Raw genomic sequence first — 14,954 nt, forward strand, 5'->3', positions numbered from 1 at the left:
TTCGAAACTTTTGCACGAGATCGAATATACTTTCTTCCTGACGACCTTGCGCAATGGTTTTGGGGATGCAGTTAAACGTTGATTGACGCTGATTCGGAAAGAACAATCTGCGTGTTCAGCGTTCATCTGCGTCTCGATTTTGAACGCGTCAGGTAATCAATTTTCTACTTTTAGAACTTACGCAGGTGAACCTGTTGCGCCGTAGTTGCACTGCGGCGGCGGCAGTACAACTGCCCGCCAACTGCGTCAGTCCTGCTTTGTTATTTCGCCCCTTCAGGTTGCGCGAATCGCAACAACCATTCGCTAGAGAATTCTTCCGTCACCGTTGTCTCAGGCGTGACGACGATCACCCATGTTTGACCAAATTTGAGCGGGAATAATTTATCCTCACCCGCATACAAAAACCGAATCGGCTTGCGAACGCCCGTTTGAATTTCCTCTTCGCTGAGTTCGGTGCTCCAGCGGATGTCGTATCGCAATCCATCGCGGAATAGAATCGCGTCGCCCGTTAGGTTTGCCTCGAGATGAATATCCAAATTGGTGGGGGAAACAACATCGTGTTTCGCAAACAGAACGACCACGTTCTCGAATTGCAGTTGGCGATTCGTCAAACGATCCACTTCGGGATGCAGGATGCCCGCTGTGTCTGAACTTGCATCATCCACCGATCGCCAGTAACTTTGCGAGAGCGCGTCGTATTCCCAGCCCGATTGATTCAAATAAGCGATGAATACATGCAGTTCATCGGCAATCATTCCTCCCGCGGGCGGCTCCTCTGAAAATGTGTTGCTCGTGTAATCAATGGTAATCTTTGGCTCTTTGTAATTTCGCGCAACGGCGGGCAGGTTGTCAATTCCATACATATATCCGCCGCCCTGAATATCATGCGTCACCAGCACGCACTGCGGAAGTTCCGTCAACACTTCGGGCGAGGCGAGCGCGTAGATCAGGCATGAGTTGGTAAACATCGCCGCGATGTCTGCGTACACGAGTCGCCCCGAGCGGATCGGTCCGATCTTGGGTTCGGGGAGAGTCGTCGAAGATGGGAGAATGTCGCTGGACTGAATCAAGCCGACGTCCAGAGAAAGAAGCGTGGATTCGACGTTCACCGCGTCGCTCCACCCCGAGGCTGGATCCACATCGGAATCCCGACTCTCATCCCCGACATGTTTCTGCGCGAACTCCAACTGCGGGGGATTCGCAACCGCGATGTGATATGTGCCCGCGCTCACGTTGAATCCATAATAGCCGTTGCTGTCGGTCGTCGTTTGTTGGAGCAGGTTGAGATTCGCGTCGTAGAGGTTGACGCACACGCCGCCGACGCCGCGTTCCCACGCGTCTTGCATGTTGTTTTGATTCGCATCGAGCCATGCGCGGTTGCCGAGGATGAAATTTGTCTGCGTGAAAATTTCGCGGCGCGTATCGCATCCGCCAGTGACGGGCGATTCGGGCGCGGGGAATTCGCCATAAAAAGTTGTGAGGAACCGCGTCGCGCCTTCGGTGATGTAGATCTCGAACACGAGCGGCGAAAACGACAAGCCCGCCTGCGGCCGCGCGGTGACGGGGAAATGCGAGATCGATACGAGTAGCGCGGGAAGTTCGAGCAGTGACGGGTCTTGCACGTGCAAGCCCGTGAGCGGATTGATGAGTTGCGGAGGTTCGATGGTTTGTGTCGGCGGCGGGGGAGAGGTTGGCTCGAGGGTGTTCGTTGGCGCGGGTTGTGTTGCGGTGGTGGGTGCGCAACTGACGAGGAGGAGAAAAAATACTATGAGCCAATGCAGGTGACTGTCACTTCGTAAGTGACAGTCACCTGAAGCAGGGGCGACCCGCCAATGCCAAACGTGACGATTGTTAGTGTTTGTACGATGCTGTGTATGACGCGCGGGAAGCCCAGACGGGTCGCCCCTACTGTTACAATTTCTCAAACTCATTCTTCACGCGCTCATACGTTGATTCAAGTTCCTCAGGCAGCACCCGCGTTTCCCCCACTGTTGACATGAAGTTCGTGTCGCCCTTCCAGCGCGGCACGATGTGGATGTGGACGTGTTCCTTCACGCCCGCGCCCGCCGCTTCGCCGATGTTCACGCCGACGTTGAATCCCTGCGGGTGGTAGATGTTTTTCAACGCGGTCGTACAGCGCGAAGTCAACTCGATCATTTCGGCGCGGGTCGCTGAATCCAACTCTTCGAGATTTGGCTTATGGACGAAGGGGATGACCATCAAATGTCCGCTCGTGTAGGGATAGCGGTTGAGGATCACAAACGCCCGCTCGCCGCGATACGCGATGAGGTTCTCCGCGCTGTCTTCCATCGCTTGCGCAATGCAAAACACACAGCCTTCTGCTTTGTCGTGATTTTCGATGTATTCCATACGCCACGGTGACCAGAGGTGATTCATTGGGAAATGAAAGAAATCCTTTCCTGTATCTGTTTTCTTAACTCGGTTGGGTCGTACTTTTCTTGTACTTTCATTCGAATAAATGGTAGCCCAATCGCCCTAAATGTTTCATCTTTAAACCTATCACGTTCCGCGTTATAGTATATTTTGTGACTACTGTCATCAAGTTCTATAACAAGTATTGGCTCAATGTTGTTTCTGCTACAAAGTAAAAAGTCAACGTGTTTGCACATAATTTGATTCTCGTGAAATTTACGATTCTCAGGTTCGTTTCTAAGGGTGATGAAATCTCCCATTCGCACCTTCATAAGTATGGTGTATTTATCCTCAACTGCCTGCCGCAGAGATTCCAGCAAGACTTTTTCTCGATATGTAATTACATATTGTTTTTTCTTATATGCTGGCTGGTCGTGGCTTGAGATGCCCAACTCTACTGGTCTTGCTACATCGCGTTTTTCTTCCCGTTCCAGTGTTTGGGAAGGCGTTTCTTGATTATCTCCAATAAGCGAATCTATGAATTCGCGAATTGCTAAAAGAATATTTCGAAGAGCCATGAAAAACTTTTCAAAAAACTTACCCATTTCTACCTCTTTGGATTTGAGCTATAGCCATTATAGGCTAAAAAATCTAACAACCCTGAGTTTTTCATCCTTCATCCTTCCTAATTCATCCTTTTTCGATTATCCTCCCACCAATGCAACCGTCCCTTTTCCCCGCTCAAACGCCGCAAACATTCACTGTTTCCAAACTGACATTCCATATCCGCAAATTGTTGGAGGAGAACGAGATTCTTCAAGATGTGTGGGTGCAGGGAGAGATCTCGAATCTCTCGCGTCCCGCGTCGGGACATGTGTACTTCACTCTCAAGGATGCCAACGCTTCGTTGAAGTGTGTGATGTGGAAGACCAGCGCGGCGCGACTCAACCTTGCGATGCGCGACGGCATGGAAGTGGAAGTCCATGGCAAGATCGGCATCTACGAACCGCAAGGGCAATATCAACTCTACGCGGATCAGATCCGCCCTGTGGGGGAGGGCGCGCTATACCAAGAGTTCATGCGCCTCAAAGCGCAACTCGAAGCCGAGGGATTGTTCGACCCTGAACGCAAACGTTCCATCCCTGAACTGCCGCGCAAGATTGGGATCGTCACCTCCGCAACAGGCGCGGCATTGCGCGATATGCTCAACACACTGCGTAGACGTTTGCCGCTCGTTGAAGTCGTCCTCGCCCCCTCACCCGTGCAGGGAAACGAAGCTCCTCCCGCCCTCGTCAAAGCCATCAATTCTCCAATTCTCCAATCCTCCGATGTAATTATCCTCGCCCGCGGCGGCGGCTCCATTGAAGATCTCTGGGCATTCAACGACGAACGCGTCGTCCGCGCGGTAGCCGCGTCGAGTGTGCCGATCATTTCGGGCGTCGGTCACGAAACGGACTTCACCCTCTGCGATTTCGCCGCCGACCTCCGCGCCCCAACTCCCACCGCCGCCGCGGAACTCGCAACCCAGATCACGATCCAAGACCTAGCCGCCACAATCTCCAATCTCAATTCTCTAATTCTCACCCACACACTAACAACCCTCTCCTCAAAACAATTCTCTCTAAACTCACTTGCCTCCCAACTCCGCTATCTTTCTCCCTCGCGCCTCATCCAATCAGAATCCCAGCGCGTGGATGAATTATCTCGCCGCGCGTCTTCGTCCGCGTTCAATCGTATAATTTTGGAAAGCAAACACCTCGAAGGGACTCGCAAACGACTCGAAGCGTTGAGTCCGCTGGCGGTGTTGGCGCGCGGATATGCCGTGGTGACGCGAAAAGACGATGGCAGTGTTGTATCCCGCGTTGCGCAGGCGAGTGATGAAATGAAAGTTAGAGTCAGTGATGGAGAGTTTGAAGTCAAACACTCGCCCTGAGCGGAGAGACTGAGTGTAAGTCGAAGTCTCGTAGACGAAGGGCGCTATCAGGCAAACAAATATTTGAATCAAATTGCGCTTCGTCTGCGGGACGGAGAAGCGCCGTCCCTCCGCTCAGCGCGGAAAAGGAATAACTATGCCAAAAGCATCAACCAAGAAATCAGAAAGACCTGTGGAAGAATTAACCTACGAAGAAGCGCTGGCTGAACTTGAAGGGATCGTCGAAACGCTGGAAGGGGAGCAGAGTCAACTCGATGAGGCGATCAAACTTTTTGAGCGCGGGCAGGCTCTGGCGGCGCGATGTGGCGTCTTGCTCGAGGCGGCGCAACTCAAAGTGAAGCAAGTCGCGGGCGACGATGTGTCCGCGTTCGAGGAAGAGTCTGAATGAGTGTGTTGGATATTTTGCAAAACAAAGCGCTGATCGCGGGTCTCATCGCATGGATACTCGCGCAGATCATCAAATTGCCGCTCGATTTTTTTCGCACGCGCAAATGGAACTGGTCGTTGATGCTCACGACAGGCGGGATGCCGAGTTCGCATTCATCGTTGATGACCGCCACGACTCTCGCAATCGGTTTGTATCACGGCTTTGCGAATCCATTGTTCGCGTTGGGCGTTGCCATCACGATGATCGTCACGTACGACGCGGCGGGCGTGCGCCAGCAGGCGGGCATCCACGCGCAACGCATCAACGTGTTGTTCGATGAATTGTTGAAGGGGCACATCTTCAGCGAAAAAGATTTGCGCGAAGTGATCGGTCACACGCCGCTCGAAGTGGCGGGCGGAATTTTATTGGGCATCATCGTCGCGACGAGTCAGTGGATGATCTGGAAATGAAATGTCATTGCGAGGAGGGCGCAGTCCGACGAAGCCGCGAAAGCGTCCTCATTACAGCCCTAATTACAATTTGGATTTCTGGGACTTTGAGAATCGTTACCCCCGCCACATAAATGACTCCCCCAAGCGCGACCCCTCCCAACGCGACAAGCCAACGCGTCTGACCTAGGGTGGACTGGGTCCACACCTCTAAGCCGATTCCCATCCCCAGCGCCGCCAGCGCGACTCTCCACGCGCTGTTTGCGATTGCCTTGCCTTCAATTCCATTCAACCGTTTTCGCATGAAGATGAACAACGCGATTGCCTCAAGCGCGGTGGCGAGTGAATTTGCGAGCGCAAGTCCGCCAAGCGGAAACCATCCAATTGACGCGAAATATTTTGAAAATAAGATACTGAACACCACATTGAGTCCCATCGCGATCGTGCCGATGATGACGGGGGTCTTTGTGTCTTGCTGTGCATAGAAGGCGCGCGTCAACACCTCCATAATGGAGTGACCGACGAGTCCCGCCGCGAACCAGAGCAATGCCCACGCTACGAGTTGAACATCGCGCGAATCGAATTCGCCGCGTTGATAAAGGAATGAGATCAACGGCCCGCGCAAGAGGATGAGTCCCACACTGGCGGGGACAGCCATCAACAAGATTCCGCGAAGCGATGCGGCAAGCGAGGCGCGCATCTCGTCTATTTTGCCGAGCGCGTGCTGTGCAGAAAAAGTTGGCATGGCGGCAATCGCAACCGATTGAGCAATCGCGGCTTGCGCCATGAGCATCAATGAGAATGCGTATGTGAGGCTGGCGACACTGCCTGCTTCCATTGTAGAGGCGAGATTCGTGTTGACCCAAAAGTTGAGTTGAACGACGGCGACGCCGAGGAGGCGGGGGAGCATGAGGAGGAGGACATTGCGAACATGAGAGTTAGTAAGACCAAGGGACCAGTAATCAGTGATCAGTAATTGGCGTTCAGTGAGGAGTTTCCATATGGATGGAATTTGTACGACGAGATATAAAACCGCGCCGATGACGACTCCCCAAGCAAGTCCATAAATTCCCATTGAGGGCGCGAGGAAGATTGCGCCGAAGATGATGCCGAGTTGGTACATGGCGGGAGTGAGCGCGGGGATGAGAAAGATTTGATGCGCGTTGAGGATGCCGACGATTAATCCACCCAAGCCGAATAGGACGGCTGAAATCAATTGAATGCGAAGAAGTGATACCGTGAGCGAAAAAAGTTGAGGGTCAGTAGAGAGTCCAGGGGCGAGGGCGAAGCGGACAACTTGAGGGGCGAACAAGGCTATTAATGCCGCGAGCAGGCTGAGGGTGAGAGTGACCGTGTTCGCAAGCGCGGAGGCGAGTCGCCATGCCGAATCCGTATCCTCTTTGGCGAGCAGTCCAGTAAACGTCGGAATGAATGCCGAGCCAAGCGCGCCGCCCGCGACGAGGAGGAAGAGAGTCTCGCTGACGCGGTTCGCGGCGAAGAACGCGTCGAGTTCGGGCGAGGCGCCGAATGTGTCCGCGACGAGGATGCCGCGAGCGAGTCCCGCGAGTTGACCGAAGAGGATCGCGAACATCACCGTCCCCGCGGCGCGCGCGATCTGTTTGTTTGCGTTGGAAGTTGTCACGAGCGGAGATTATAAACGACCCCCTCCCAGCCTCCCCCAAATTCCGCAGAAAAAGTTTGAATGATTATTCATAATTCGCAAGCGGAATTTGGGGGAGGTGCCGCTTCAGCGGCGGTGGGGGTCGGGGTCGGGATTATAATCATGCTTATGAGCGTAGTGACCCAACACGGATATTTGGTCATCGCCGATATTTCGGGATACACATCGTTCCTCGCGGGAACGGAGTTGGAACATTCGCACGAAATACTTTCTGACCTGCTCGAGACAATCTGCGAAAAGATCGAAACGGTTTTGACGTTGCACAAGTTGGAAGGTGACGCCGTGTTCGCGTACATCCCCGAATCAAGGATCACGCGCGGCGAGACGATCCTTGAGTTGATGGAATCAACATATGTGACGTTTCGGGACAAGCAAGTTTCAATGAAGCGCGCAACGACCTGTACGTGCAATGCGTGCCGCAACATCCCAACGCTCGACCTGAAATTCATCGCGCATCACGGCGATTATGTGATCCAACAAGTGCGAGACATCCGCGAGATGGTTGGCACGGATGTCAATCTCACGCATCGGTTGTTGAAGAATCATGTCACTGAATCTACGGGTTGGCGGGCGTACATGCTGATCACTGAACGATGCCTCGACCATTTGAATTTGAATCTTGAGAACACGCATGTGCAGATGGAAGAGTACGAACATTTAGGCGATGTGAAAACCTACAACATTGACTTGCATCAGCGATACAAAGAACTCACAGAAACGCGCCGCATCTTGATTGACGAAAAAGATGCGGACGTGATCGTACGCATTGACTTCCCCACGCCTCCCGCCGTGACGTGGGAATGGATGCAAGACCCGCTCAAGCGCAACTTATGGATGCAGGGTCATGTCAAATGGAGTGTCGGCGATAGACCGCGCGGGCGCGCGGGCAGAGGCGCAAGCAATCATTGCGCGCATGGAAAAAACACCAGCACCGAAGTGACTCTCGATTGGCGTCCATTCGAATACTCCACCATTGATTCGTTTGAGAATGGACAGAAAAAGATGTCTGAGACAATTCGGCTGGAAGCGCTGCCCGACGGCGGGACGCGTGTCCACGATGCGATGGTGATGTATCTACCGCTCCCGCGCTTTCTGCGGCGTCCTCTCGTGCGCTTTCTTTTACTGCGTCAAATGCATTACGACCAATTCCTGAAAAATGCCGTGCAAATGGCTGGGGATGAGCATGCAAAAGATTCGTAGTTTGCTTTGTGTCATATGCTTGTTGATCTCTTCTTGCGGATCATCTACATCAACTCCCAACATCGAGATCACCGAAACATCGACTCCCTCAACCGAACTCACGCCCATTGACTTGCAAACAGGCTACGGCGTGAAAGGCTCGTGGTTCGAGTTATATTTCACCGATCCCGTTGACCCGTTCTCGTCGCAAGGCACGGGCGGCGTGGATGTGCCGCTCGTCGCGGCGATTGACGCGGCGCGGCTGAGCGTTGACGTTGCCGCGTACAGCCTCACGTTGAACAGCGTCCGCAATGCGTTGTTGAACGCGCACGATCGCGGCGTGACGATCCGCATGGTGATGGAGTCCACGAACATGGATTCGTCCGATGTGGAAAAGTTGCTCGAAGCGGGCATCCCGATCATCGGCGATAAACAAGATGGCTTGATGCACGACAAGTTCATGGTGATCGACAAGTCCGAAGTGTGGCTTGGCTCGATGAACTTCACCGACTCGGGCGCGTACGACGACGACAATAGTTTGATGCGCATCCTCTCCACGAAGATGGCGGAGAACTACACAAAAGAATTTGATGAAATGTTTCTGGATAACCGCTTCGGCGAAAACACAACTCCCGAAACGCCTCATCCCACACTGACGATTGATTCGACGCGCGTGGACACTTTTTTCTCCCCCGACGACGGCGTGCAGAGTCAAGTGGCGGCTGTGTTGAGCGGCGCGGAGGAAAGCATCTACTTCCTTGCCTTTTCGTTCACATCGAATGACCTCGGCGACATCGTCCGCGAAAAAGCGGAGGATGGACTCACCGTGAAAGGCGTGATGGATGAAGAGCAAATCTCATCGAATCAGGGAACGGAGTTCGATCCGTTCAAGCAAGCGGGGATGGATGTCCGCATTGACGGCATCGAAGGGCAGATGCACCACAAAGTATTCATCATTGATGAGTCCATTGTGGTGATTGGCTCCTACAACTTTTCGCAAAGCGCCGAAACGCGCAACGACGAAAACCTGCTTATCATTTATAACGAAGCGATAGCCCAGCAATTTTTGATGGAGTTTGAACGCGTGTGGAAAGTTGCTCACGATTAAAAAATAAAGACCTCACAGGTCTGCAAGACCTGTGAGGTCTTCTGTCACATATTCTGTTTCATCGAAAACTTCAACGCGGTCTTGTAGATCGCGTTAATTTTCTCGCCCAGCGCCTTCGCTTCGGGATTGCCTTGTTCTGCGGCTTGATCCACTTGCCCGACCAGTCCGATCAATGCTTGCATGAACTGGTCATTGACCATCGCCTTGTTCGCTTCCAACATGTTTTCGACAGCCGCCTCATCGGGCGCGTCGAGCAATTGTTCAACGAGCGCCACTTCGGGCGGAGTCGAAACTTCGCGTAGCACTTCCACCATCTTTTGCAGTTTGCCCATGCGCGTGTAATCGTTTTTCTCAGACGCCTGCCGCAACATTTGATTCACCAAGTCAACTGAATCTTGTGTGAAGCCGTCGAGATTATCGCGCACGGCTTTGACAATATCCTCCTGCGCAAGAAGCGACTCGACAAACTCTTGCGCCTGTTTGTAACGCGCTTCGATCTGCTTATCCATCTCATCCGTGTATTGAAGCAACTTCTCGCGGATCGATTCGAGTCGCGCCTTTTCATCGCCGCTCGCCTTGTCGATTTTTTCGGTGAGCAGTTGGAAGAATTGATAATCCATTCCCTGCCGCGCCAAGGTGACGTAGCCGCGCAGACGCGCGTCATTCGGGGACTCTAAGACGAAGTCCAGCAGTTTTTCGCGCGTGAGACTTTGCCCCGCCTCTTGCAGGGACTTTTGGGCTGTCTCCAGTTCCCCAACCGACTCGCGCAACCCGCGCCCGAACTCGGTCTCGTCGAGCAGTTGACGTTGCACATCCGCGAGTTGTTTGCCGATGGTGTCCTGTCCGCTTTGCATTGCTCCCTGCGCGAGACGGCTGAACAGCGCGAAGAATTGCTCATCGAACAACGCGCTGTTTTGTTTGATGATCTCGCTCCGCACATCCGCCGAACTGGCTTGGATGAGTCGCTCGACGATCTGCACGCGATCTTGTTGCGCCTTGAGCATCTCAGGCGTGACGCCATCCTTGCCGAGAATCACTTTGATCATTGACTCGTACGTCAAGTTGGGGGAGGGATTGAGCAGATACCCTTTCCGCTTTTCGGCGGGCAGACTATCCGTGATCTTCTTGATGAGCGGACCGATGATCTTCTCCTGCTCGTTCAGCGGCACGTTCAACTCAGGCGGGAAGAAGGTGAGGAGCAATTCTTTGTCGTTGTCGTGATAGACGATCGGCGTGGCGAGTCGTCCCTGAAACCCGCAATGCGGACAACGCGCCATATTTGAAACGCCGCCCAGCAGTCGCTGTTTGGCTTGCGGGTCTTGCGTCACATCAAAGAGTTGTTCAACGTTCGCCGCGATCATCTGGCGGCAATTAGGACATGCGATTTGTGTTTGAGGCATTCTACGATTTTCCGATTTCCGATTTTAGATTTACGATTTTTATTATAGTCGGTGGTTGAGTAGTTCCGAGTGACAGCGAGGAACGTATCGAAACCACCGAGTTCGATTCAAGCGTTTTATTTTCAAGTTACTGCTGGTTTTGATACGTCCCGCGATGCTTCGTCTTCGCTACCGCTCCGCTCAGCGCGCGCGGGACTACTCAACCAGCGAACTATCTAACTATAAAACTACCCAACTACAAAACTATCTAACTACCCAACCAACTCCTCAAGCCGATCAATATAACTCTCCATCACAGCAAACGTCTCCTCCACTGGCTTGGGCGATGCGAGATCAACGCCTGCTTTTTTCAACACATCCAGCGGATACAGTGATGAACCTGATTTCAAGAAGCCGAGATAATCTTGCGCCGCGTTCGGCTCACCGCGCAGGATTCGTCCCGCGAGGGCGTGGGCGCCAGAAATGCCCGTCGCGTACGAGTAGACATAGTAGTCCGAGAAAAGATGCGCGAATGTAGACCAGATCATGCCGACGCGCGGGCGATCCACTTTCACTTTGGGACCGAATCCCTCCGCGAAGAGATCCGCCATCAGTTCCTGCATCGAGTCGGCGGTCAGCGCTTCGCCGCGTTCGACGCGTTGATGAGTCTCTAACTCGAAGCGCGCCAGAGTCGGCATCTGGAAGAAGTAGCGGAAGAAGTTGTGTCCCACCGCTTCTTCGATCAACGCGATCAACAAGTTTTTATCTTTCACCGTCTTGAGCAAGTGACCGCGCATCATCGCCTGATTGAAATTCGACGCGACCTCCGCTACGAACAGCGAGTAATTGTTGTACACGCGCGGTTGGTTTTGACCCGTGAGGTACGAGTGCATCGAGTGACCGAGTTCGTGGGCGAGCGTGCTCATGCTTCCCACTTCATCGGTGTACGACATCATAATGAAGGGATGCGTGTCGGGCGCGATGCCCCATGAGAACGCGCCGTTCTGTTTGCCTTTGTTCGGGTAAATATCCACCCAGCGGTCTTTGAGACAACCCTGCCGCAACACATCCACATATTCTTTGCCGAGCGGCGCGAGACTTTCAGAAATGAGATCGACCGCTTTGGTGTACGGAACTTTCGGCTTGCTTTTGACGATCGGCGCCCACATATCGTAATACGTCACGTCGCGCAGACCTAACGCCTTGCGGCGCAATTCAAAGTAGCGATGCCACACAGGCAATTTCTTTTTGAACGTGTTGATCAGGTTATGAAAAACCGATTCGGGGATGTTGAGTCCGAACAGCGAGGCTTGCAGAGACGTGTCGAACTTCCGCGCGCGCATGTTGAAGATATTGTTCTTGATCGAAGTGTTGAGGTTCGCCGCGAGCGTGTTTCTGAATTCGAGATGTTTGTCCATGTAACTCTCGAACGCGCTCTGCCGCACTTTGCGATCTGGATGTTCCAATAAGGCAAGACTCCCCTGCGTCACCTCGAACTTCCTGCCCTTCTTGTCTTTCGCGGGCGCGAATTTGAAATCGGCATTCACCAACATGCTCGAACTATTTTGCGCGCCGCTGAACGGGTCGCCGACCATGCCGAGCAATTCTTCCACTTCGCCCGAACGCACATGCGCCTGTTGTCGGAACAAATCTTCAAAACTGTGCCGATACACCGCAAGTTTTTCGTTGCCCTTCATCCACTCGTCGAGTTTGGCTTTTCCCATCGCGATCAATTCGGGATTAACAAAAGAAAGCCCGCCAAAGACTTGTCCCCCCACGCCTTGCGCCTTGCCAAACAACGCCGCAGATTTTTGATTCGTCGTATCCACCGAATACGAAAACCCCGCATACATAAAAATTTTATACGTGCGGTTCGCCAGCGCCTCCACCGCGCGCATCCCCTCGAGCAACACGTCCGCGCTTTCGCCGAGCCTGCCCTCGAACTTTTTCACGTTCGGCAAGTCCGCCAAAATCGCGGCAACCTCCGCCTCCCATTCCTTCGCGGATTTAAAAACGCTCTCGGCATTCCACGTAAATTTTTTATTGATCTTGCTTCGAAGAGGGATTGTGTTCGCCATGATTAATTTTCCTTTTCTGGATGTAACCCCGCGTCCTTCTCAGGGTCGGCTTGAGTCGGCTTTCGTTCAAATTTTACCACCCTGACGGTTCCCCTCTCCCAGTAAATAACCTTTGCGTAGTGCGCGTTCAATCCCGAAGGGATGGCAGAATTGTAGAAAATGAACCATTCACCATCAAATCCCGAAGGGATGATATGCCTTCATAGAAAACCCATGACACCCCTTCGGGGTTGGGCGCGTCCGATTTTATGCGCCCTCTATAATCATTTCACTCCTTCGGAGTTGTGACTGCGTAAGATGAATTATTAACTGATGAAATCGATTTGGTTTTCGTAATGCGACATTTATGTCGCTCTTGCGCGAGAACAGCCTAATATGCGAGATAAATCTCGCGTTACGGAGTTAACTGCGTAAGTAAGTTATTAAATTGCAAAGTGTCATTAGGAAAACAAGTTGTAGATGAAAAAGAATTACCTGACTAACGAAAAACAAATCCGCGCCCCTGCATCGGGCTTGGGATCTGCCCAAATCCTCCCGCCGTGCGCCTCGACGATCGCGCGCGCGAGATACAGTCCCAGCCCCGCGCCCTTTGTCTGCTTGACCGCTTTCGTCGAGCGATAGAATCGGTCGAAGATGTGTGGCAAATCTTTTGCATCGATCCCCGCGCCTTCATCGGATACGCAGATCACAACTTGTTCGGGGTACACCGTGCCGCTGATCTTGATCTCGCCTTTCGGCGCATACTTCAAAGAATTGGATACAAGATTAGCAATGACTTGCTCGATGCGTGTTTCATCCGCCAGCACGATGGGGAAATTCTCAGGGAAGTCGGTGACGATAGTGTGATTCTTCGATTGCGTCGAAAATTTCTCGGCGATTCGTTTTGCCAACGCGGGGAGCGAAACATCTGCTCGATTCAGACTCAACCCGCCCGCCTGCAAGCGAGACGCGTCGAGCAGATCATCAACCATCTTGCTCAGGCGGTCTGCCTCCTCTTCGATCACCGCCAGCGAGTCGCTGATCGTGCGCTTGTCCCATTTTGCATCGTCGCGCCGAAGCGTGGACGCGTATCCCTTTATCAACGCGACAGGCGTCCGTAGTTCGTGACTCACTATCGAGATAAACGTTGCTTTGAGTTCATCCGCTGTTCTGAAGTGTGTAATGTCGCGCACGCTGACAATGATGTTGCGAAGTTTCCCATCTGACGAAAGTAATGGGGCGTACGTGACCCCGACTGGCAATGTTGGTGGTAGGTCGCGTTCAAGATCACCCTCCACGTACAACGTTGCATTTGGTGTGAGGGGCCAGCCGTTTGTCATCGCTTCATCCAGTGTCGATCCTTGCGGATCGCCATCCCAACGGATCACATCATTGTGAGGAATGTTCACAAGTTCGGCGTGAGTCTTCCCGTAGATTCGCTCAAAGGCGTCGTTGACGCGCTCGATGGTCAGGTCCGCGTTGAGGATGATGATCCCATCCGCGGCGGAGTCGAGCAGCGCGTCGAGTCGTTGCTTTTCGTACGAGACCTGTCCGTACAGTTGCGCGTTGTACACGGCAATCGCGGCTTGGTCTGCAAAGGATTGTAGGATGACGCGGTCGTTCGGAGTGAATCCACCTTCATAATTTCGGAAAATAAAGATGACACCGATCACCTGTCTGTGGGCAACAAGCGCGAGCGCGGTGCCGTTGAGCAGTCCCATGCTGGCGGTGTACGTCAACTCTTTCAACATGCGGTTGAGTTCCATCACATCCAACTCGCGCATGTCTTCGTCAGCCAGCAGGGGGGTGAGGTAGCTGAGGAAAGCCGGGGCAATCCCATGGGCGGCGGCGACGCGCCAGCCATCCCGTTCTTTGAGCGCGATGATGCCAGCCTGTCCCGCGAGCATTTCAACGGCGATCAGCAAAATCCGCGCGAGGAGTTTTTCGAGGTCGAGTTCTTGCGTAAGCGCGCGCGAGAGTTCGAGGAGGTAGTCGCGCTGTCTGACTCTGAAATCTGGGAGCATTGGGTGATTTTATCACCCCTCTCAAATCACTACTGTAAGAGGTGTGTTGTATCTTTTATGGTAAAGTTTCGTCTTGACGAGCGAACAGATTGTACCTGCTTGGGGAAAGTTTTGGCTGGCACCGAAACATCTCCCTTGCAAACGGGCTTTTTTATACGCAGTTCGCGTTCAATGCTCCGATGCAAGCTGTAGAGTTGATGGTTCAGCCGGTGATTACTCTGTTGTTGTTCACTTCGAAATATGATCTTTGGATTCCACTGCAACGATTTGCTGGCGGCGCTTTTCATTGATCTTGCTCCGACCATCGGCAGAGTGCCGCTTGGGCTGGAGGCGCGAACTTTTCGCTCAGTTGGGAAATTCGTCGCCATTTCTCAAATAGGTAAGATATAATACAAAAATCCGAT

Annotated in this window: 12 protein-coding genes; 5 read left to right on the forward strand and 7 right to left on the reverse strand. The window is 52.9% G+C overall.

Features of this window, described 5'->3' with window-relative positions:
• Positions 1 to 260 precede the first annotated feature (260 nt).
• From IPM31_11740 to IPM31_11750, 3 genes are read right to left on the reverse strand one after another with little or no spacing between them, the layout of a single operon-like run.
• Complete coding sequence (locus tag IPM31_11740) at positions 261 to 1,931, reverse strand: DUF3048 C-terminal domain-containing protein (protein ID MBK9007653.1); 1,671 nt, start codon at positions 1,929 to 1,931, stop codon at positions 261 to 263.
• Positions 1,912 to 2,397, reverse strand: a complete 486-nt coding sequence (locus IPM31_11745; protein MBK9007654.1) for an HIT domain-containing protein — start codon at positions 2,395 to 2,397, stop codon at positions 1,912 to 1,914. Before IPM31_11745 ends, IPM31_11740 begins: the two co-directional genes overlap by 20 nt.
• A complete protein-coding gene (locus IPM31_11750) occupies positions 2,394 to 2,978 on the reverse strand; it encodes a DUF2726 domain-containing protein (GenBank protein MBK9007655.1) in 585 nt (194 codons plus the stop codon). The genes IPM31_11745 and IPM31_11750 overlap by 4 nt, the downstream gene beginning before the upstream one ends.
• Positions 2,979 to 3,091: 113 nt before the next feature.
• On the opposite strand from IPM31_11750, the gene xseA reads away from it, so the two are divergent.
• From xseA to IPM31_11765, 3 genes are all read left to right on the forward strand, one after another.
• Entirely contained in the window at positions 3,092 to 4,306 is a 1,215-nt protein-coding gene (gene xseA / locus IPM31_11755) for an exodeoxyribonuclease VII large subunit (protein MBK9007656.1), read from the forward strand.
• A 136-nt stretch (positions 4,307 to 4,442) separates the two neighbouring features.
• On the forward strand, positions 4,443 to 4,694 hold the full coding sequence (locus IPM31_11760) for an exodeoxyribonuclease VII small subunit (protein MBK9007657.1): 252 nt from the start codon (positions 4,443 to 4,445) through the stop codon (positions 4,692 to 4,694).
• A gap of 2 nt (positions 4,695 to 4,696) precedes the next feature.
• On the forward strand, positions 4,697 to 5,143 hold the full coding sequence (locus IPM31_11765; protein ID MBK9007658.1) for a divergent PAP2 family protein: 447 nt from the start codon (positions 4,697 to 4,699) through the stop codon (positions 5,141 to 5,143).
• A gap of 4 nt (positions 5,144 to 5,147) precedes the next feature.
• On the opposite strand, the gene murJ is transcribed toward IPM31_11765, so the two are convergent.
• Complete coding sequence (murJ, locus tag IPM31_11770; GenBank protein ID MBK9007659.1) at positions 5,148 to 6,764, reverse strand: murein biosynthesis integral membrane protein MurJ; 1,617 nt, start codon at positions 6,762 to 6,764, stop codon at positions 5,148 to 5,150.
• Positions 6,765 to 6,911: 147 nt separating this feature from the next.
• Between murJ and IPM31_11775 the strand changes: the two genes are divergently transcribed.
• Together IPM31_11775 and IPM31_11780 are read left to right on the forward strand one after the other, a co-directional pair.
• Complete coding sequence (locus tag IPM31_11775) at positions 6,912 to 8,003, forward strand: DUF2652 domain-containing protein (protein MBK9007660.1); 1,092 nt, start codon at positions 6,912 to 6,914, stop codon at positions 8,001 to 8,003.
• Positions 7,987 to 9,090: a DUF1669 domain-containing protein gene (locus IPM31_11780; protein ID MBK9007661.1), complete on the forward strand. Its 1,104-nt coding sequence runs from the start codon at positions 7,987 to 7,989 to the stop codon at positions 9,088 to 9,090. Before IPM31_11775 ends, IPM31_11780 begins: the two co-directional genes overlap by 17 nt.
• 44 nt (positions 9,091 to 9,134) lie before the next feature.
• Here the strand turns inward: IPM31_11780 and IPM31_11785 are convergent, their stop codons facing one another.
• The 3 genes from IPM31_11785 to IPM31_11795 form a co-directional block, all read right to left on the reverse strand.
• Positions 9,135 to 10,490 (reverse strand): hypothetical protein, encoded by a 1,356-nt coding sequence (locus IPM31_11785; protein ID MBK9007662.1) that lies wholly within the window; start codon positions 10,488 to 10,490, stop codon positions 9,135 to 9,137.
• A gap of 251 nt (positions 10,491 to 10,741) precedes the next feature.
• Positions 10,742 to 12,547 carry an oligoendopeptidase F gene (pepF, locus tag IPM31_11790; GenBank protein MBK9007663.1) on the reverse strand — a complete coding sequence of 602 codons (1,806 nt, stop codon included), beginning with the start codon at positions 12,545 to 12,547 and terminating at the stop codon, positions 10,742 to 10,744.
• A gap of 470 nt (positions 12,548 to 13,017) precedes the next feature.
• On the reverse strand, positions 13,018 to 14,550 hold the full coding sequence (locus tag IPM31_11795) for a PAS domain-containing protein (protein MBK9007664.1): 1,533 nt from the start codon (positions 14,548 to 14,550) through the stop codon (positions 13,018 to 13,020).
• Between the last annotated feature and the right edge of the window lie 404 nt (positions 14,551 to 14,954).

Origin of the sequence: Candidatus Defluviilinea gracilis, from assembly GCA_016716235.1 — a bacterium.
Lineage (GTDB): Bacteria > Chloroflexota > Anaerolineae > Anaerolineales > Villigracilaceae > Defluviilinea > Defluviilinea gracilis.